The following is a 17,861-nucleotide window of genomic DNA, read 5'->3' as shown; positions in this document are numbered from 1 at the left end:
GTAATGGTTATACCTGTATGTCATTTAATAACAAATAGCTTCAAAAGCACGAACTAAAACAGTGCTGAAGTTAATAAGACAGATAAAACAGGAAATAAGTTTTGAACTCAAAATTAAATAAGAAACACACATGTCTAACAGCAGCTGCACTAGCTGTATCATTTGGTTTAATGACTAATTCTGCAATGGCAGCAGGCGAAGGTCTGGTAAAAGTTAAAGAAAAACCGCAAACCCTTAAACAAGCGCTAGGCAAAAGGCTAACTGTTGACCGCCTTGTTACAGTAGACCAAGAGCGCTATATCATTAAGTTTAAAGACGAAATGATAAGTGAAACGGTAGAGGTGGCCAGTTCAAGCGATACGCTGAGCAGTAGCAAAGCCAAGTCAAAGGTTAAGACTAAACTGAAAAACAAGAAGCCTTTCAGCATTGCTTCAGCTAAATCTGAAGTTAGAAAAGCCGGCGGTTCAATTAAGAAAGAGCTTAAGAAGCATAAAATGGTGGCGGCTACTATGAGTAAGTCTGCGCTAAACAAGCTTCGTAAAAACCCTAACGTAGAAAGTATTGAAGTAGATGTTCGCCGTAAGCCTATGGCGCAAACTACGCCTTACGGCTACACCATGGTACAAGCAAATCAGTTTGGTCAGTCAGATACTACAGCTCGCAAGGTATGTATCATCGATACGGGTTATAACCTAGGTCACCCAGATTTGCCTGGAACCAACGATGGCGTTACGGGTCAAGCTAACAACAGTGCTGTTGGTAACTGGTATAACGACGGTAACGGACACGGTACTCACGTAGCGGGTACCATTGCGGCATATGATAACAATGAAGGTGTTGTTGGCGTTTACCCTGGCGTGGATATGCATATCGTTAAAATCTTTAACGATAATGGCCAATGGACTTATGCGTCTGACCTAATTGATGCGATTACTCAGTGTCAAGATGCGGGCTCAAACGTAGTTAACATGAGCTTAGGTGGCGGCAGTTCATCTACTACCGAACGCAATGCTATGCAGAGCTTTACTGATGCTGGAATGTTATTGGTAGCGGCTGCGGGTAACGATGGTAACAGTGCAAAGTCTTATCCTGCTTCTTACGATGCAGTAATGTCGGTTGCAGCGGTAGACTCAAACGAAAACCGCGCAAGCTACAGCCAGTATAACGACCAAGTTGAAATTGCTGCGCCAGGAAGTGCCGTGCAATCTACTTACCCAACTAATACCTACGCGTCTTTAAGCGGCACATCAATGGCTACGCCACACGTGGCAGGTGGTGCTGCATTGGTGTGGAGCTACTTCCCGCAGTGTTCAAACAATCAAATACGTAATGCGCTAAATGCAACAGCCGAAGATAAAGGCAGTGCTGGACGCGACAACTTTTATGGCTATGGTTTGATGCAGTTAGCTGATGCGTATAACTACTTGAACACCAATGGCTGTGATGGAAGTGGCACGGGTGGTGGCGGCTCTGAGCCTGGCGTCGAGCCAGTATCAGGTCAACTAACAGGCCTTTCAGGCACTCGCAGAAACTGGGATCGCTACACTTGGACTATCCCAGAAGGCGTATCGCTAATGACCATTCGTACCTCTGGTGGCTCAGGTGATGCTGACCTTTATGTGAAATTTGGCTCACAGCCAGAAACCAATAGCTACGATTGTCGCCCTTATCAAAACGGTAATAGCGAAGTATGTACATTTGACGCACCAGCATCGGGTACTTGGCACATAGGTATCCGCGCATACTCATCATATAGCGGTGTGACGCTTTCATACTCGTATGAATAACTAACGCCGTAAACAAACGATACTTTCAAAGCCTGCATTTGCAGGCTTTTTTGTTTCTTTTCTACCAGCATTTTATCAATACATCCCCCGTCGAGAGAGCTTCTGCAAAAAGTTGCTGCTGGTTGCGAACTGTCAAGTTATACAAAGAAAAGTCAGCTTTGCAAAGATAGTGTAAAGCTCTGAACTAAGACCTTCTCAGATAGCCATATCGCTGTATTGTGCGAGCCAATATAAGCAACTTTTACGTGTGCCTGCTTGTGTTAACGCAGTCTTAAACCAATAAAGAACAACTTCAAAGGACATTCAATTTATGCAATTGACCTCTCACTCTTTGCTCAAGGGAACTTGGTTCCGTGCAGCGGCAATGGGGCTTGTAGCGCTACTAGGGCTAACCGCTTGTGGTGGCTCAGACAGTAGTAGCTCAGATTACTCTTATGCTTACATACAGTTTTATAACGCATCACCTAATGGCGCGAATGTTGAAATGCGAGAGGTTGATGGGGATAGCTTTGGTTCAGCTCAATTTGGTGATGCTACCTCAATGTACTCGATGGATGATGGCGAATACGAACTTGAGTTCATTCGTACAGACTCTGATGACCAAGAAGTTTACATTGACGAAATTACTGTGGACTTAAAAAATGGCTATAAAACCATCGTTGTAATGAGTGGTGATTTTAGCAATCCAACTTTTACTACGTATTCGTATGAGCGCGAAACACTAGAAGACCATTTCCGTTTGTTTGCGCTTTCTGTGGCCGTAGATGATTCATCATATGATTTTTACATGAGTGAATCAGGTGACCCGTTTGAGGCAGCTAATTTTCTTGGCACCGTGACCACGGGTGACATGATAGAGTTTGACTATTGGGATGCTGATGACGACAGCGAATACTTTGATGAAGATGAATATACAATTTACCTTACCGAGCCAGGTAGCGATGAGGTGGTATTCGAATCGCAAACGATAGATTTCGTTTACGAAACTGAGTATTTAATGACCCTTCGTGATGTAAGCGGCGCTATTCAAGAAGGGCTTGTGGTCGACACGGTATTAAACTCTTCAACAGTAACAGCGTTGACCGACGTTGAAGCTGATTCGCAGTATCGTATATACAACTCTACCAATCTAGATGCCGAGCTAAATGTTACCTTTGGCGGTAATACAGACGAAGAAGACGTAAGCTTTACGCTGGCAGCGGGTGAGATGTCTGAATTTAGTGCTATACGCTATGGCGATTATCGCGTAACCGTTACTGACCCATCAGGAACAGTTGCATCGCTTAGCAATAAGCTAATCACCCTTAACCAAGGTGAGAGTAAAGCTATCCTTATCTACAACACTAACAACCAACTAGGTGCTGCCACCTTTGTTGAAAGTGGTTTGCCGCAGGCATATGACAAGACCGTTAACTTTATCAACTTAGTCAGCGACTTCGATGATGTGGATTTTTACTTAGTAAGAAACGACGAAACCATTGATACCGCAGAATACGATATACAGAACCTGGAGTTTGCTGAAAGCACCAGCGAAGTGCTGCCGTCAGATTATTACGAAGTAATTGCGGTTTACGAGGACGATAATGAAGAGCAAGTGCTTCTAGATAGAACGTCTCTGTATGGTTTTACTGAAGAGGAAAACTACATCGTAACTGTAGAACCAGCAGATACCGCAACAGGATATGAAATTAACGTGCTTTATTAATTAGTTAGTCTATTTATTATACTAATTGATAATGCGGAAAACTTTCATCTTGTAAAATATCCCATAAATTTAAAAGGTCAATGTTAGTACATTGGCCTTTTTTATTTGCAGTCTGGGAGGGCTAAAATCCTCATGAGTATTATTCGAGATCTTCAAGTTATATCTGATGATAAGGCTATGTCATTAGATGAAAAGTTAGAAAGTTTGCTGCGTATCGGTACAGAAGCGCTTCGTTTAGAAACAGGGATTGTGAGTAATATTCAGGGAGAGCGGTATAGCGTGCTAAGCGTTGTCACTCCCAACGGTGACATACCAAAAGGCGCTGAATTTTCCCTTTGCGATACGTATTGTGCCGACGCTGCAAGAGCCGACTCAGTCATTGCGTACCATAATATCGATGTTCAACCTGGAGCTTCACATCCTTGTTTCGATAAATACACGCTAAAAAGTTACCTCGCTTCTCCTATTCGCGTATTCGGAGAGTTCTACGGTACGGTAAACTTTTCCTCGCTGTCTTCAAGAGATGAACCGTTTAATGAACTAGAAACCGACTACTTGTTACTGCTTGCCACCTGGATTGGCAATGAACTTGAACGGCAGCAGTCCATGAGTAATCTGAATGCCCAAAAGGTCATGTTTGAGGAGCGAAACTCCCTGTTAAAACAAGTAACAAATTTGGCTGGGGTTGGAACATGGGAACTGGATGTAGAAAGCGGCTCGATAATCTGGTCGGGTGCACTAAAGCGCATGCTTCATGTTCACAGTGATCGCGTGATGGTAGCCGAGGATATACTGAAATTTATCGTCGATGAGGAGCATCGTAAAAAATACGCCGAAAAATTTAAGCAAACAATGCAAACAGGGGAAGATTTCTTATACAAAGTAGAGATTCGAACCGATGCAGGTGAAAAGCGTTGGATTGAAAGCAGAGCCCATCCCATAATGGATAACGGCAGGTGCGTAAGAGTAGTAGGTGCTACCGTCGATATTACGCAAATGCAGATAGACAAGGCTGTTCTACAGCATAAAAGCGACTTGGCGCAGAACGCCCTCAAAGCGAGAGGTGATTTTTTGGCTAATGTGAGCCAGGAAATACGTACGCCAATTCATGGCGTTCAGGGGATGCTAGAAGCGCTAATGGCGTCGCCATTAAATTCGAAACAAATGGAATTAGCCTCCCTTGCTGCGCAAAGCGCAGATTCCCTCCTCAACATTGTGAACGACATCTTGGACTTTTCAAAAATTGACGAAGGGGAGCTAGTCTTTGAAGACGGGCCTACTAACTTTGAAGAAACGATTGAAGAACAGATACCCATGTTCACAAGTCTTGCACAGGAAAAAGGGATAACGTTTAGCGTAAATACATCAGCGCTCAAAGGCCAAACTTTTATCGCTGATAAGTTGCGGTTAGGGCAGGTACTCATCAACCTGGTAAACAACGCTTTTAAGTTTACCAAAGAAGGTGAAGTAACCGTCGAGACAAGGTGTGTGCGTTACGGTAAAGGGCGCTATCGGGTTAAATTAATTGTGACTGACACAGGTATTGGTATCAGCGCTCAGCAGCAGAAAATAATCTTCACCCCGTTCATGCAAGCAGACAGTTCTACACAACAACTTTTTGGTGGAACAGGTTTAGGCTTATCAATCGTTAAACGAATAGTAGAACACTATAACGGAAAAATTGAAGTGAGTAGTGAGTTGGGTATTGGCGCTCGCTTTACTGTTACTCTCACATTAGATGATGCAAATGCAGGCGCTATTGCAAGTAAAACAGTTACTCAGAACGATACTTACATACCAAGTAAAGAAGATCTGAGGGCGTTTAAAGCGCTTGTCGTAGAAGATAACGAGATAAACCAGCTTGTTATCAAAGAGCAGTTGAGAGAGATAGGTCTTGTTAGTGATTTAGCGGTAAACGGTGAGGATGCCCTAGAAAAGGTTAAGCGTTCAATGGCTGAAAAGTCACCCTATGCGCTAATATTTATGGACTGCCATATGCCCGTTATGGACGGCTTAGAGGCAACCAAACAAATTAGGCTAATAAATCAACAGACCGCCGAAGTTCCTATAATCGCCTTAACGGCAAATGTTTCGACAGGAGAAAAAGAAAAATGCTTGAAATCTGGCATGGACGACTTCATATCAAAACCTGTTGGTGTAAGTCGCTTGAAAGAATGCGTTTTTCGACATATGAGTAAGCAGTTTGTAAACACTGTTTCAGCGTTAAAAGATCCTGCTTGATAACCTATGACGTGGTTATCGGCCCCGACTTTTAGTCGGGGCTTTTTTATTGCTCACATAGTTTAAAAATAATTCAATTTACCGCTATCACTTCCTAAAGTTTTCTGTTATTATTTCGCGCCCTTTTTATGGGGGTATGTACATAAAAGCAACGACATCCAGTTGTTTTTAGCAGCACTAACGACTCGGGAGAGTCTTAATTTAAGAGCGGAGCACTAACATGATCCAAATGCAAACTAACCTGGACGTTGCAGACAACAGCGGCGCTCGCAGGGTTCAGTGTATTAAGGTTCTTGGTGGCTCGCATCGCCGTTATGCAGGTATCGGTGACATCATCAAAGTTACTGTTAAGGAAGCAATTCCTCGCGGTAAAGTTAAAAAAGGTGACGTACTGAATGCAGTGGTGGTGCGTACTAGAAAAGGCGTTCGTCGTGCAGATGGTTCTACCATTCGTTTTGACGGTAACGCGGCTGTTATGCTTAATGCTAACAAGCAACCAATTGGTACGCGTATCTTTGGCCCGGTTACCCGTGAGTTGAGAAGTGAAAACTTCATGAAAATCATCTCATTGGCCCCAGAGGTACTATAAGGAGTCACGATAATGGCTAATAAAATTCGTCGTGATGATGAAGTAGTCGTATTAGCGGGTAAAGACAAAGGCAAACAAGGCAAAGTCCTTAAAGTGCTTATTGCTGATAACCGTGTAATTGTAGAAGGCGTTAATCTTGTCAAGAAGCACACTAAGCCAAACCCACAACTGGGCGTAGCTGGTGGCATCGTTGAGAAAGAAGCTTCTATTCACGTTTCTAATGTTGCGATTGTTAACCCGGCAACGGGCAAAGCAGATCGCGTTGGTTTCCGTTTCGAAGATGAGAAGAAAGTACGTTTCTTCAAGTCTAACGGCGAACTTGTTTAATTATATTGGAGAGTACGATGGCGAAACTGCATGATTTCTATAAAGAAACAGTAGTAGCTGAACTTGCTAAGCAGTTCGGATACAAAAGCGTCATGCAAGTCCCTCGGATTGAAAAAATCACTCTAAACATGGGTTTAGGTGAAGCAGTTGCTGACAAAAAGGTACTTGAGAATGCTCAAGCTGACATGACGGCTATCGCCGGTCAGAAGCCTGTTGTTACAGTTGCTAGAAAATCAGTAGCGGGTTTTAAAATCCGTGAAGGTTATCCGATTGGCTGTAAAGTAACCCTACGCGGCGAGCGTATGTGGGAATTCCTAGAGCGTTTGATTTCAATCGCTATTCCACGTGTTCGCGATTTCCGTGGTTTGAATCCTAAATCATTCGACGGACGTGGTAACTACAGCATGGGCGTGCGTGAGCAAATCATTTTCCCTGAAATCGATTTCGATAAAGTGGATAAGGTTCGCGGTATGGATATTACTATCACTACCAGTGCGAATACTAATGACGAAGCACGTGCTCTGCTGGACGCGTTTAACTTCCCATTCAAAAAGTAGGGGTGTAGGGTTATGGCAAAAGAATCAATGAAGGCACGCGAAGCGAAGCGTACTAAGCTAGTGGCTAAGTATGCTGAGAAGCGCGCCGCACTTAAAGCGATTATCAGCGATGTTAACGTTTCTGAAGAAGAGCGTTGGGACGCTGTTCTGAAGCTACAACAACTGCCACGTGACTCTAGTTCTTCACGTCAACGTAACCGTTGCCGTGTAACTGGTCGTCCACATGGTTACCTACGCAAATTCGGTCTTAGCCGTATTAAGCTTCGCGAAGCAGCGATGCGCGGTGAAGTCCCTGGCCTTAAGAAAGCCAGCTGGTAAGGAGTAGCTGATAATGAGCATGCAAGATCCTATCGCGGATATGTTTACCCGCATCCGTAACGGCCAGATGGCACAGAAAGTTTCTGTGACTATGCCTTCTTCAAAACTTCGCGTTGCAATCTGTGAAGTATTGAAAGCTGAAGGTTATATCACTGACTTCGCTGCTTCTGGTGACGTTAAGCCTGTTTTAGAAGTTACGCTTAAGTACTTCGAAGGCAAGCAAGTAATTGACACTATCGAACGTGTAAGCCGTCCTGGTCTGCGCATCTATAAGAAAAAAGATGAGCTTCCAAAGGTTATGGGTGGTTTAGGCGTAGCTATCGTGTCGACTTCTAAAGGTGTGATGACTGACCGTGCAGCGCGTAACGCTGGCATGGGCGGTGAGATCATCGGTTATGTAGCATAACGGAGGAGTTGAAATGTCACGTATAGCAAAAGCCCCAGTAGACGTTGTATCAGGTGTAGAAGTTTCTATCTCTGGTCAAGAAGTTACTGTTAAAGGTAGTAAAGGCACTTTGACCCGCGTTTTCAACGACGCTGTAGAAGTTGCACAGGAAGAGAACCAACTTAAAGCACTTCCACGTGAAGGTTTCGCTGACAGCTGGGCACAAGCAGGTACTGCTCGCTCTATCCTAAACGCAATGGTTCAAGGTGTTTCAGAAGGTTTCGAGAAAAAGCTTACATTGTTAGGTGTTGGTTACCGTGCACAAGCACAAGGTGCCAAGCTAAACCTTACACTAGGTTTCTCTCACCCTGTAGTATACGAAATGCCTGAAGGCATTACGGTTGAAACTCCTAGCCAAACTGAAATCGTCGTTAAAGGCGCCGATAAGCAGGTGGTTGGTCAGGTTGCGGCGAACATTCGTGGTTACCGTCCACCAGAGCCTTACAAAGGTAAAGGTGTACGTTACGCTGACGAACACGTACGTCGTAAAGAAGCTAAGAAAAAGTAGGTGGGTGATACGATGGATAAGAAAACAGCTCGCATTCGTCGCGCTACTCGCGCACGAGCAAAAATTCGTGAACTGGCCGCGCATCGCTTGGTAGTTAACCGTACACCTCGCCACATCTACGCTCAGTTAATCGCTCCTTGCGGTTCTGAAGTGTTGGCAGCGGCTTCAACTGTTGAGAAAGATCTTGCAAAAGATCTTAAGTCTACAGGTAACGCTGAAGCAGCGACGGTAGTCGGTAAAGCAATCGCAGAGCGCGCGCTTGAGAAAGGCATTAAAACAGTGGCTTTCGATCGTAGTGGTTTCCAATACCACGGTCGCGTTAAAGCATTAGCTGATGCAGCTCGCGAAGCTGGTCTTCAGTTCTAGGAGTTTATAATGGCTAAACAAGACGTTCAAAATGGTGAATTTCTAGAGAAATTGATCGCTGTAAACCGCGTTTCTAAAGTGGTTAAAGGTGGTCGTATCTTTAGTTTCACTGCATTGACAGTAGTGGGTGACGGTAACGGTCGCGTTGGTTTTGGTTACGGCAAGGCACGTGAAGTACCTGCTGCAATCCAAAAAGCAATGGAAAAGGCACGTCGCAACATGGTTGACGTAGACCTTAACGGTCACACGTTACAGCACCCGATTAAAGGTCGTCACTCTGGCTCTAAAGTTTACATGCAGCCAGCATCTGAAGGTACCGGTATTATTGCCGGTGGTGCGATGCGTGCAGTACTTGAAGTAGCTGGTGTACAAAACGTACTTTCAAAATGTTACGGCTCTACAAACCCAATCAACGTTGTACGTGCAACAATCAACGCGCTAACAGAAATGAATAGCCCGGCGAAAGTTGCTGCGAAGCGTGGATTGTCTGTAGAAGAAATTTTGGGGTAATCAGACATGGCAACGATTAAAGTAAAGCAAACTAAAAGTGCAATTGGCCGCTTGCCAAAGCACAAAGCTACGCTTAAAGGTTTAGGCCTTCGTAAAATCAACCATGTTCGTGAACTGGAAGATACCCCAGCCGTTCGTGGCATGATCAACCGTGTACATTACATGGTTGAGATAGTGGAGGAGTAAGACATGCGTTTAAATACAATTTCTCCAGCCGAAGGTTCAAAGCCTACTGGTAAGCGTTCTGGTCGTGGTATCGGCTCAGGTCTTGGTAAAACAGGTGGCGTAGGTCACAAAGGTCAAAAAAGCCGTTCAGGTGGCCGTGTTAAGCCAGGATTCGAAGGTGGTCAGATGCCTATCCAGCGTCGTCTTCCTAAGTTCGGTTTCACTTCACGCAAGAGCTTTGTTACTGATCAAGTAACTCTTGCTGAAATCGCGAAGGTTGATGGTGATACTGCGTCTCTTGAGACTTTAAAAGCAGTCTGGACTTGTTAAGAAAGAAATCCAGTTCGTTAAAGTTGTAAAGAGCGGTGAAGTTTCACGCGCTGTTACAGTAAGCGGGTTAAAGGTTACTAAAGGCGCTAAAGAAGCGATTGAAGCTGCTGGCGGTAAAGTAGAGGAATAAGCTAGATGGCTAAACCAGGATTGGATTCAGGCGCTAAAAGCGGCTTGAGTGAGCTTAAGGCAAGATTGTTGTTCGTACTTGGTGCGATTGTTGTATTCAGACTAGGTTCTTATGTTCCTATCCCTGGCATCGATCCAGCGGTACTTGCTGACTTGTTCGAGCAACAAAAAGGCACCATTGTAGAAATGTTTAACATGTTCTCTGGTGGTGCGCTTGAGCGTGCATCCGTTCTGGCTTTGGGCATTATGCCATACATTACTGCATCCATTATCATGCAGTTGCTCTCGGTGGTTCACCCACCGATGGTGGAGCTTAAAAAAGAAGGCGAAGCAGGCCGTCGTAAAATTAGTCAGTACACGCGTTATTTAACGCTTGTATTGGCTATCTTCCAATCTATTGGTATTTCGACTGGTTTGCCTAACCTGATTAATGGATTGGTGATAAACCCTGGCTTCGGATTCTACTTTACGGCAGTGGTGAGTCTAGTCACAGGAACTATGTTCCTTATGTGGTTAGGTGAGCAAATTACCGAACGAGGTATTGGTAACGGTATCTCTATATTGATTTTTGCTGGTATTGTTGCCGGTCTGCCAACAGCGATAGGTCAGACTGCGGAACAAGCAAGGCAGGGCGACATTAACTTGTTGTTCCTACTGTTGATTGGCGCAATTGTTATTGCTCTTACATACCTAGTTGTATTTGTAGAGCGCGGACAGCGCAGAATTGTGGTAAACTACGCAAAACGTCAGCAAGGCCGTCAGGTTTTTGCTGCGCAAAGCACCCATTTACCGCTAAAAGTCAACATTGCTGGTGTAATTCCACCAATCTTTGCTTCTAGCATTATTCTGTTCCCGGGTACCATCGCAGGATGGTTCGGACAGAATGAATCAACAGCGTGGTTGCAAGATGTAGCGCTTATGCTATCTCCTGGTCAACCGCTGTACGTGATGTTATACGCAGCTGCGATTATCTTCTTCTGCTTCTTCTACACGGCGTTGGTATTCAACCCGCGTGATACAGCAGATAACTTGAAGAAGTCTGGCGCGTTCATCCCAGGCATCCGCCCGGGTGAGCAAACGTCACGATACATTGACAAGGTAATGACTCGCCTTACACTGGCTGGCGCACTGTACATAACCTTTATTTGTTTAGTGCCTGAATTCATGCTAATCGCTTGGAATGTTCCGTTCTACTTCGGTGGTACGTCGCTTCTAATTATTGTAGTGGTTATCATGGACTTTATGGCACAAGTACAGACACATTTGATGTCTAGTCAATATGAGTCTGTGCTGAAGAAAGCTAACCTTAAAGGCTACGGCCGATAAGTTAGCCCCTTAATATTGATAGAAAGGGGAAAGATGTAATGAAAGTTCGTGCATCAGTAAAAAAGATTTGCCGTAACTGTAAAGTTATCAAGCGCAACGGTGTTGTGCGTGTAATTTGCAGTTCTGACCCAAAGCATAAGCAGCGTCAGGGCTAATCAAAGCGGAACAGAATATTTGCAAGACTAAGTGAGCAGAACCTGGATTATACTTGTCAGGTTCTGCTAGTTTTGTTTAAAAGTATTTTGAACCTTAATTTGCAATTTAGTCGACGGGTAAGTATCCTATCGGGCTTTTTAGGTCGTCGACAAATAAACAAGAGGAGTGCTGTTAATGGCCCGTATCGCTGGCATTAACATTCCTGAGCACAAGCATGCTGTAATCGCTATCCAAGCGATCTATGGCGTTGGTCCCACACGTGCGAAAAGCATTTGTGCGGGTGCTGGTGTTGCAGAAAATACAAAAATCAAAGAGCTAGACGAAGCTACTATTGATAAGCTTCGTGACGAAGTGGCTAAATTCACCGTTGAAGGTGATCTACGCCGTGAAGTCTCTATGAGCATCAAACGTTTGATGGACCTGGGTTGCTTCCGTGGTATTCGCCACCGTCGTAGCTTGCCTCTACGTGGTCAGCGCACTAAAACTAATGCGCGTACCCGTAAAGGTCCTCGTAAGCCAATTAAGAAGTAAACGGGGAGTAAGTTATGGCTAAAGCACCAGCTCGTAGCACGCGTAAGCGCGCTAAACGTCAGGTTGCAGACGGAATGGCTCATATCCATGCGTCTTTCAACAACACAATTGTGACTATAACAGACCGTTCAGGCAATGCACTAGCATGGGCGACATCTGGTGGTTCTGGTTTCCGTGGTTCACGTAAATCTACCCCATTTGCTGCACAGGTAGCTGCTGAGCGTGCAGGTGTTGCTGCACAAGAATACGGTCTTAAGAACCTTGAAGTATTCGTTAAAGGTCCAGGTCCAGGCCGTGAGTCTGCGATCCGTGCTCTTAACGCTACAGGTTATAAGATCACAAACATTACCGATGTGACCCCTATTCCTCACAACGGTTGTCGTCCACCGAAAAAACGTCGCGTTTAATCGACGGACAGTTGGAGAAAGATCATGGCAAGATATTTGGGTCCTAAACTCAAACTTAGCCGTCGCGAAGGAACTGACCTGTTCCTAAAAAGCGGCGTTCGCGCAATCGATTCTAAATGTAAAATCGATACAGCGCCTGGTCAGCACGGTGCCCGTCGTGGCCGTCTGTCTGACTACGGTGTTCAGTCTGCGTGAAAAACAAAAAGTTCGTCGTATGTACGGCGTTCTGGAAAAACAATTCCGCAACTACTATAAAGAAGCTGCACGTCTAAAAGGCAACACAGGTGAAAACTTGCTACAGCTTTTAGAACAGCGTCTTGATAACGTAGTTTACCGTATGGGTTTCGCTAGCACTCGTGCTGAAGCACGTCAGCTAGTTAGCCACAAGGCGATCATGGTAAATGGTCAAGTTGTGAACATCCCATCGTTTAACGTTTCTGCCGAAGACGTGGTTTCTGTTCGTGAAAAGGCTAAAAAGCAAGCGCGTATCGTTGCTGCTTTGGAACTGGCTGACCAACGTGAGAAGCCAACCTGGATTGAAGTAGACAGCAGCAAAATGGAAGGCACTTTCAAGCGCGTTCCTGAAAGAACTGACCTGTCTGCGGAAATTAACGAACAGTTGATCGTCGAACTTTACTCTAAGTAAAGCTAACTAAAGAGGAAGCATTGTGGGTTCTGTGACTGAATTCCTAAAACCGAGATTAGTTGAGATCGAAAACGTTTCTCCTACTCGTGCCAAAGTAACTTTGGAACCACTAGAGCGCGGCTTTGGCCACACTCTAGGTAACGCCCTACGTCGTATTTTACTGTCATCTATGCCAGGATGTGCAGTTACCGAGGTAGAAATTGACGGCGTTCTTCACGAGTACAGCACCAAAGAAGGTGTTCAGGAAGACGTAATTGAGATTTTGCTAAACCTTAAAGGTTTAGCGGTTCGCCTTGAAGGTAAAACTGAGGCAACCCTAACTCTAGTGAAATCTGGCGCTGGCCCTGTTGTTGCTGGTGATATTCAGCATGATGGCGACGTAGAAATTGCAAACCCTGAGCATGTTATTTGTACTTTAACTGGCGAAGCTGAAATCAGCATGCGCATTAAAGTAGAAATGGGCCGTGGTTATGTACCAGTTTCTACCCGTCGCTCCTCTGAAGAAGATGATCGTCCAATTGGTCGTTTGTTAGTTGACGCTTCATACAGCCCAGTTGAACGTATTGCTTACAGTGTAGAGTCTGCACGTGTTGAACAACGCACAGACCTAGACAAACTAATCATCGACATGGAGACGAACGGCACTTTAGATCCTGAAGAAGCGATCCGCCGTTCTGCTACTATCCTAGCTGAACAGCTAGATGCATTCGTAGACCTACGTGATGTATCTGAGCCAGAAGCGAAAGAAGAGAAGCCAGAATTCGATCCGATTCTGCTTCGCCCAGTAGATGACCTAGAGCTAACAGTACGTTCTGCAAACTGTTTGAAAGCAGAAGCTATCCAGTACATTGGTGACCTGGTACAGCGCACTGAGGTTGAGCTACTTAAAACGCCAAACCTTGGTAAGAAATCGCTAACTGAAATCAAAGATGTTCTAGCATCTCGTGGTCTTTCTCTAGGCATGCGCCTAGAAAACTGGCCGCCAGAGAGCATCGCTGAAAAAGATTAATCAGGTTTTTATCAAACTGATTTGTAGAGAAGGATAAAACTATGCGCCATCGTAAGAGTGGTCGTCAGTTGAATCGCAACAGCAGCCATCGTCAAGCTATGTTCAAAAACATGGCCGGTTCTTTGGTCAAGCACGAAGTGATCAAAACTACGTTACCAAAAGCGAAAGAATTACGTCGCGTAATCGAGCCTCTAATCACTATGGCTAAAGAAGACAGCGTTGCAAACCGCCGTCTAGCTTTTGCCCGCACTGGTGACAAAGAGGTTGTAGGTAAACTATTCAACGAGCTTGGTCCTCGTTACGAAGCTCGTCCAGGCGGTTACACTCGCATTCTTAAATGCGGTTTCCGTGCTGGCGACAATGCCCCAATGGCATATGTTGAGCTAGTTGACCGTCCAGTTGTAGAAGCTGAAGAAGAAGCAGTAGAAGCAACTGAAGAGTAATTAATACTCGATTTGAAAAAGGGGCCTGAGTGAAAACTCAGGCCCCTTTTTTTGTGCCAAAGAATAATGGGGTCAGAGTCACAACTCTGACCCCATTATTGTTTTTTATCTCACAATTGCTCATCAAGCTTACGAAGTATTTTGTCACACCGTAATAATCACTTTGGCTTGTTGCTTGCAAAAAAGAAATAGGTAAGTTTTTAGACCATGCATTGAAAGTGCCGTTCGCAGCTAGATTTTTGGCACTTGGTCACTTCTGTTATTCATAGCAAGGAAGTTTATGTTAACCGTTTCATCATTTACACAGTCGCTATCTTCAAATCCTGTGTTTAGTAAAACGCTCTCTACCGCGTATGAAAGGCTAAGTTCAGGGCTTAGAATAAATAGTGCTGCTGATGACAGTGCAGGTTTACAGATATCAAATAGGCTCACGTCAGAGTCAATTGCAAAAAATCAACTTCGCCGTAACTTAAACGACGGCATTAGCTATGCACAAATAGCGGAAGGCGGGCTGCAAGAATCTGCCGATATATTGCAGCGTATGCGGCAATTAGCCATGCAGTCACAAAATGGCATTAATACTGATTCAGATAGGCGCGCACTAGATAGAGAATTCCAACAGTTAAAAAACGCACTCAATGGCATTGCCTACAATACCGAAGCATTTAACCGATTGCCTTTGCTTGGTGATAACGACTTATTGTCAGATAACGTACCTTCAATAGGCGATACCTTTGTAAAGGGTAATACAACTCGATTGAGCAGTGGCTTACGTTCTGTAGCGTACATTCCCGCAGGTTCAACAAATATATCTATAGATATTGATAGCTTTACTGCAGACGATGATTTGCAGGTATTCACAACAAGCGGTAGGCATCTAGTTGGCACACCACTGTCTGATAATGTCTGGAGTAGTAATAACGTAAACTCGACGAGTGACATCAAACGTTTTCTATTCTTACCTGAAGAAGGGTATGCACCCACAGCAAGCTACGATGGTAGTTCATTGATTACAAGTGGTTCTGGTACGATTAACGGAACAACATTCACCTTCTCAGGTGACCAACACCCAGGCGTAACAACAGAAAGTTTAACCATTGATAACACTAGCGAGCCGCTCATTATTGCAGTAGTGGGGCGAGGTGTATTTGATGCCACAGTAGACTGGGATACGTTGGGTGCTGCCGGAAGTGGTGGAAACAGCTTTGAAGCAGGCCCTGTGGATATCACTGCTACTAACTCGCTAAGCGATGGCACAGACTTCATAAACCTAACTAAAACGCCAGTGGGTTTATCTGACCTAGACATGGTTGAAAGTGATGTGCTTACCTTTGAAAATGCAGAAATAGCGCTACAGCAAATTGATAATGCCTTAGAGTATGTTAGTGAGAGCCGAGCGTTTTACGGCGCAAAGATGAATCAAATGGAGTCGGCCCTAAAACTCAATGACCGTATGCACGAAGGCCTAATGGCAGCCCGTTCTCAAATCCTCGATACAGATTTTGCTGAAGAAACTGCTAAATCCACACAGGCGCAAATAGTTGAACAAGCGAGCATTTCTGTTCGGGCCCAGGCTCAGTCCAGTGATGAGCAGGTTTTGGGGTTGTTGGGATCTATAGGTGATAATTAGAAGTGCGTGTTTTATCATTTCAATAGCGATTTATAGTAATATCAACCTATGCTTTTCGACGTAAAACGCGTTAAAAGCTTTGTAAATCTATCCACAATCAAAAACCAAGGAAAATACGAGAGATGGGAAGCCAGATTACCTGCTTTAAGGCCTATGACATTCGAGGTGAACTAAATACACAGCTTACTGAAGAAGTGGCATACAGAATTGGCTATGCATTCGCTGCAGAATTGAGTGCAAAAACGGTAGTGGTTGGCAGTGACGTTCGTTTAACCTCTACCCCCTTAAAGCTAGCACTAAGCGCAGGTCTGATTGATGCCGGTGCTAAAGTGACTGATATTGGGATGGCTGGCACAGAAGAAATATATTTTGCTACCAAACATCTTGGTCTCGACGGTGGTATAGAAGTTACCGCAAGTCATAATCCGATAAACTACAATGGTATGAAGCTCGTGAAAGCTGGTTCTGTTCCAATAAGCGGCGATACAGGCTTAAACGCAATAAAAGTACGCGCAGAAGCATTAAGCGATGAGTTCGTTTTAGGACGTCTTTCTCATTATACTTCGGGCGGGCTTATCGATGCAGATGCTTTTTTCAACGGTCAAGCGCATGTGCAGCTAGAAAAGCTAGAAGAAACTGACCAGTACCTTAAACAATCTTGCATGAAAGATTATGTGGCTCACATGCTTTCATACATCGATCTTAAAAACTTTACCCCCCTTAAAATTGTGGTTAACGCAGGTAATGGTGCCGCTGGTCCAGCACTTGATGCCATTGAGCATGAGATGCAAAGACAAAACGTGCCTGTCGAATTTGTTAAAGTCCACCACAACGCAGACGGTACTTTTCCAAATGGTATCCCTAATCCACTTCTACCAGAAAATCGAACTGACACCGCCAATGCAGTAAAAGCCTCAGGTGCCGATTTTGGTATAGCCTGGGATGGCGATTTCGATCGTTGCTTTTTGTTCGATGCAGATGGTGAGTTTATTGAGGGGTACTACATAGTAGGGCTTCTTGCTGAGGCATTTATTGAGAAAAATACCGACAGTAAAATAATCTATGACCCACGCGTATATTGGAACACTGAAGACGTAGTAGTAAACGCAGGCGGCATGCCAATTAAGTCAAAGACTGGCCATGCATTTATTAAAGAAAGAATGCGTAAAGAAGATGCTGTATATGGCGGTGAAATGAGTGCACATCATTATTTTCGCGACTTTGCCTACTGCGATTCAGGGATGATCCCATGGTTATTAATTGCAGAACTTGTGTGCGTAAAACAGCAAACCCTAGCCAGTATGGTTAAAGAGAGAATAAAAGCTTTTCCTTCTTCTGGCGAGATAAACAGTAAATTGAAAGATGCTGACGCAGCGCTAGACCGAGTGACAAAAAAGTATCAACCCTTAGCTGACGTTGTCGATACTACAGATGGTCTAGGTTTGGAGTTTGGAAATTGGCGCTTTAATTTACGTAAATCGAATACCGAGCCAGTAATTCGCCTCAATGTAGAAAGTAAGGGCGATATTTCGTTAATGGAAGAAAAAACCAAAGAAGTGTTAGCCCTTATACGCGTTGAATAAGTAAACGCCGAACGCTAAATTTTACGATAAAGATAGGGCATAAGTGCTGAACTTCGCCCTATTTTTATTTCTACCTAGTTTTTGCCATTTAATCGCAACACAAACCTTTGTATACTATCCGCTGAATATATAACTATTAGGACGTGGGCCAAG

The 17,861-nt window shown here is 44.4% G+C and carries 20 protein-coding genes and 2 pseudogenes; all 22 read left to right on the top strand.

From position 1 onward, the window contains the following. The first annotated feature begins 101 nt into the window (after positions 1 to 101). Positions 102 to 1,787: a S8 family serine peptidase gene (locus ACYX4W_RS01125; protein WP_476074445.1), complete on the top strand. Its 1,686-nt coding sequence runs from the start codon at positions 102 to 104 to the stop codon at positions 1,785 to 1,787. A gap of 310 nt (positions 1,788 to 2,097) precedes the next feature. Continuing rightward, positions 2,098 to 3,492, top strand: coding sequence for a DUF4397 domain-containing protein (locus ACYX4W_RS01120; protein ID WP_476074444.1), 1,395 nt, complete (start codon positions 2,098 to 2,100; stop codon positions 3,490 to 3,492). Between the two features lie 132 nt (positions 3,493 to 3,624). After that, positions 3,625 to 5,733 carry a GAF domain-containing hybrid sensor histidine kinase/response regulator gene (locus ACYX4W_RS01115; protein WP_476074443.1) on the top strand — a complete coding sequence of 703 codons (2,109 nt, stop codon included), beginning with the start codon at positions 3,625 to 3,627 and terminating at the stop codon, positions 5,731 to 5,733. 220 nt (positions 5,734 to 5,953) lie between these two features. Then, positions 5,954 to 6,322 (top strand): 50S ribosomal protein L14, encoded by a 369-nt coding sequence (rplN, locus tag ACYX4W_RS01110; RefSeq protein WP_012519228.1) that lies wholly within the window; start codon positions 5,954 to 5,956, stop codon positions 6,320 to 6,322. Between the two features lie 12 nt (positions 6,323 to 6,334). Next, on the top strand, positions 6,335 to 6,649 hold the full coding sequence (rplX, locus tag ACYX4W_RS01105) for a 50S ribosomal protein L24 (RefSeq protein ID WP_014950912.1): 315 nt from the start codon (positions 6,335 to 6,337) through the stop codon (positions 6,647 to 6,649). Positions 6,650 to 6,666: 17 nt separating this feature from the next. Continuing rightward, positions 6,667 to 7,206, top strand: a complete 540-nt coding sequence (gene rplE / locus ACYX4W_RS01100; protein ID WP_012519226.1) for a 50S ribosomal protein L5 — start codon at positions 6,667 to 6,669, stop codon at positions 7,204 to 7,206. 12 nt (positions 7,207 to 7,218) lie between these two features. Next, positions 7,219 to 7,524, top strand: a complete 306-nt coding sequence (rpsN, locus tag ACYX4W_RS01095) for a 30S ribosomal protein S14 (RefSeq protein ID WP_012519225.1) — start codon at positions 7,219 to 7,221, stop codon at positions 7,522 to 7,524. Positions 7,525 to 7,537: 13 nt separating this feature from the next. Further along, entirely contained in the window at positions 7,538 to 7,930 is a 393-nt protein-coding gene (gene rpsH / locus ACYX4W_RS01090) for a 30S ribosomal protein S8 (protein ID WP_012519224.1), read from the top strand. 13 nt (positions 7,931 to 7,943) lie between these two features. After that, positions 7,944 to 8,477 carry a 50S ribosomal protein L6 gene (gene rplF / locus ACYX4W_RS01085; RefSeq protein ID WP_334059908.1) on the top strand — a complete coding sequence of 178 codons (534 nt, stop codon included), beginning with the start codon at positions 7,944 to 7,946 and terminating at the stop codon, positions 8,475 to 8,477. 12 nt (positions 8,478 to 8,489) lie between these two features. Continuing rightward, positions 8,490 to 8,843: a 50S ribosomal protein L18 gene (gene rplR, locus ACYX4W_RS01080; protein WP_014950908.1), complete on the top strand. Its 354-nt coding sequence runs from the start codon at positions 8,490 to 8,492 to the stop codon at positions 8,841 to 8,843. Positions 8,844 to 8,852: 9 nt separating this feature from the next. Beyond that, entirely contained in the window at positions 8,853 to 9,353 is a 501-nt protein-coding gene (gene rpsE / locus ACYX4W_RS01075) for a 30S ribosomal protein S5 (RefSeq protein WP_012519221.1), read from the top strand. A 6-nt stretch (positions 9,354 to 9,359) separates the two neighbouring features. Continuing rightward, entirely contained in the window at positions 9,360 to 9,539 is a 180-nt protein-coding gene (gene rpmD / locus ACYX4W_RS01070) for a 50S ribosomal protein L30 (protein WP_012519220.1), read from the top strand. A gap of 3 nt (positions 9,540 to 9,542) precedes the next feature. Next, positions 9,543 to 9,978 (top strand): annotated as a pseudogene (gene rplO / locus ACYX4W_RS01065) (50S ribosomal protein L15). A gap of 5 nt (positions 9,979 to 9,983) precedes the next feature. After that, the gene (gene secY / locus ACYX4W_RS01060; RefSeq protein ID WP_012519218.1) at positions 9,984 to 11,303 is read left to right on the top strand and encodes a preprotein translocase subunit SecY; all 1,320 of its coding nucleotides are present in this window, start codon (positions 9,984 to 9,986) and stop codon (positions 11,301 to 11,303) included. 38 nt (positions 11,304 to 11,341) lie between these two features. Next, positions 11,342 to 11,458, top strand: coding sequence for a 50S ribosomal protein L36 (gene rpmJ, locus ACYX4W_RS01055; RefSeq protein ID WP_012519217.1), 117 nt, complete (start codon positions 11,342 to 11,344; stop codon positions 11,456 to 11,458). A 175-nt stretch (positions 11,459 to 11,633) separates the two neighbouring features. Further along, on the top strand, positions 11,634 to 11,990 hold the full coding sequence (gene rpsM, locus ACYX4W_RS01050) for a 30S ribosomal protein S13 (protein ID WP_012519216.1): 357 nt from the start codon (positions 11,634 to 11,636) through the stop codon (positions 11,988 to 11,990). 14 nt (positions 11,991 to 12,004) lie between these two features. Next, positions 12,005 to 12,397, top strand: a complete 393-nt coding sequence (rpsK, locus tag ACYX4W_RS01045; RefSeq protein WP_012519215.1) for a 30S ribosomal protein S11 — start codon at positions 12,005 to 12,007, stop codon at positions 12,395 to 12,397. A gap of 24 nt (positions 12,398 to 12,421) precedes the next feature. Next, positions 12,422 to 13,043 (top strand): annotated as a pseudogene (rpsD, locus tag ACYX4W_RS01040) (30S ribosomal protein S4). A gap of 19 nt (positions 13,044 to 13,062) precedes the next feature. Further along, positions 13,063 to 14,052: a DNA-directed RNA polymerase subunit alpha gene (locus tag ACYX4W_RS01035; protein WP_476075424.1), complete on the top strand. Its 990-nt coding sequence runs from the start codon at positions 13,063 to 13,065 to the stop codon at positions 14,050 to 14,052. A 41-nt stretch (positions 14,053 to 14,093) separates the two neighbouring features. Then, complete coding sequence (rplQ, locus tag ACYX4W_RS01030) at positions 14,094 to 14,495, top strand: 50S ribosomal protein L17 (protein WP_012519212.1); 402 nt, start codon at positions 14,094 to 14,096, stop codon at positions 14,493 to 14,495. 280 nt (positions 14,496 to 14,775) lie between these two features. Beyond that, complete coding sequence (locus ACYX4W_RS01025) at positions 14,776 to 16,125, top strand: flagellin N-terminal helical domain-containing protein (protein WP_476074442.1); 1,350 nt, start codon at positions 14,776 to 14,778, stop codon at positions 16,123 to 16,125. A 122-nt stretch (positions 16,126 to 16,247) separates the two neighbouring features. Beyond that, positions 16,248 to 17,708 carry a phosphohexomutase domain-containing protein gene (locus tag ACYX4W_RS01020; RefSeq protein WP_476074441.1) on the top strand — a complete coding sequence of 487 codons (1,461 nt, stop codon included), beginning with the start codon at positions 16,248 to 16,250 and terminating at the stop codon, positions 17,706 to 17,708. The last annotated feature ends 153 nt before the right edge of the window (positions 17,709 to 17,861 follow it).

It is taken from the genome of Alteromonas sp. ABH4_454, assembly GCF_056311775.1.
Note: the sequence above shows the minus strand (reverse complement) of the source record. Positions and strands in the feature narration are given on the sequence as shown.

Bases quoted from the DNA above. Each gene is read 5' to 3' on its own strand.
- rpsM (WP_012519216.1), top strand. From the start codon at position 11,634: ATGGCCCGTATCGCTGGCATTAACATTCCTGAGCACAAGCATGCTGTA.
- rplR (WP_014950908.1), top strand. From the start codon at position 8,490: ATGGATAAGAAAACAGCTCGCATTCGTCGCGCTACTCGCGCACGAGCA.
- ACYX4W_RS01020 (WP_476074441.1), top strand. From the start codon at position 16,248: ATGGGAAGCCAGATTACCTGCTTTAAGGCCTATGACATTCGAGGTGAA.
- rplX (WP_014950912.1), top strand. From the start codon at position 6,335: ATGGCTAATAAAATTCGTCGTGATGATGAAGTAGTCGTATTAGCGGGT.
- rpmD (WP_012519220.1), top strand. From the start codon at position 9,360: ATGGCAACGATTAAAGTAAAGCAAACTAAAAGTGCAATTGGCCGCTTG.
- ACYX4W_RS01120 (WP_476074444.1), top strand. From the start codon at position 2,098: ATGCAATTGACCTCTCACTCTTTGCTCAAGGGAACTTGGTTCCGTGCA.
- rplN (WP_012519228.1), top strand. From the start codon at position 5,954: ATGATCCAAATGCAAACTAACCTGGACGTTGCAGACAACAGCGGCGCT.
- ACYX4W_RS01025 (WP_476074442.1), top strand. From the start codon at position 14,776: ATGTTAACCGTTTCATCATTTACACAGTCGCTATCTTCAAATCCTGTG.
- ACYX4W_RS01115 (WP_476074443.1), top strand. From the start codon at position 3,625: ATGAGTATTATTCGAGATCTTCAAGTTATATCTGATGATAAGGCTATG.
- secY (WP_012519218.1), top strand. From the start codon at position 9,984: ATGGCTAAACCAGGATTGGATTCAGGCGCTAAAAGCGGCTTGAGTGAG.
- rpmJ (WP_012519217.1), top strand. From the start codon at position 11,342: ATGAAAGTTCGTGCATCAGTAAAAAAGATTTGCCGTAACTGTAAAGTT.
- rplQ (WP_012519212.1), top strand. From the start codon at position 14,094: ATGCGCCATCGTAAGAGTGGTCGTCAGTTGAATCGCAACAGCAGCCAT.
- rplF (WP_334059908.1), top strand. From the start codon at position 7,944: ATGTCACGTATAGCAAAAGCCCCAGTAGACGTTGTATCAGGTGTAGAA.
- rpsE (WP_012519221.1), top strand. From the start codon at position 8,853: ATGGCTAAACAAGACGTTCAAAATGGTGAATTTCTAGAGAAATTGATC.
- rpsN (WP_012519225.1), top strand. From the start codon at position 7,219: ATGGCAAAAGAATCAATGAAGGCACGCGAAGCGAAGCGTACTAAGCTA.
- rpsH (WP_012519224.1), top strand. From the start codon at position 7,538: ATGAGCATGCAAGATCCTATCGCGGATATGTTTACCCGCATCCGTAAC.
- rplE (WP_012519226.1), top strand. From the start codon at position 6,667: ATGGCGAAACTGCATGATTTCTATAAAGAAACAGTAGTAGCTGAACTT.
- rpsK (WP_012519215.1), top strand. From the start codon at position 12,005: ATGGCTAAAGCACCAGCTCGTAGCACGCGTAAGCGCGCTAAACGTCAG.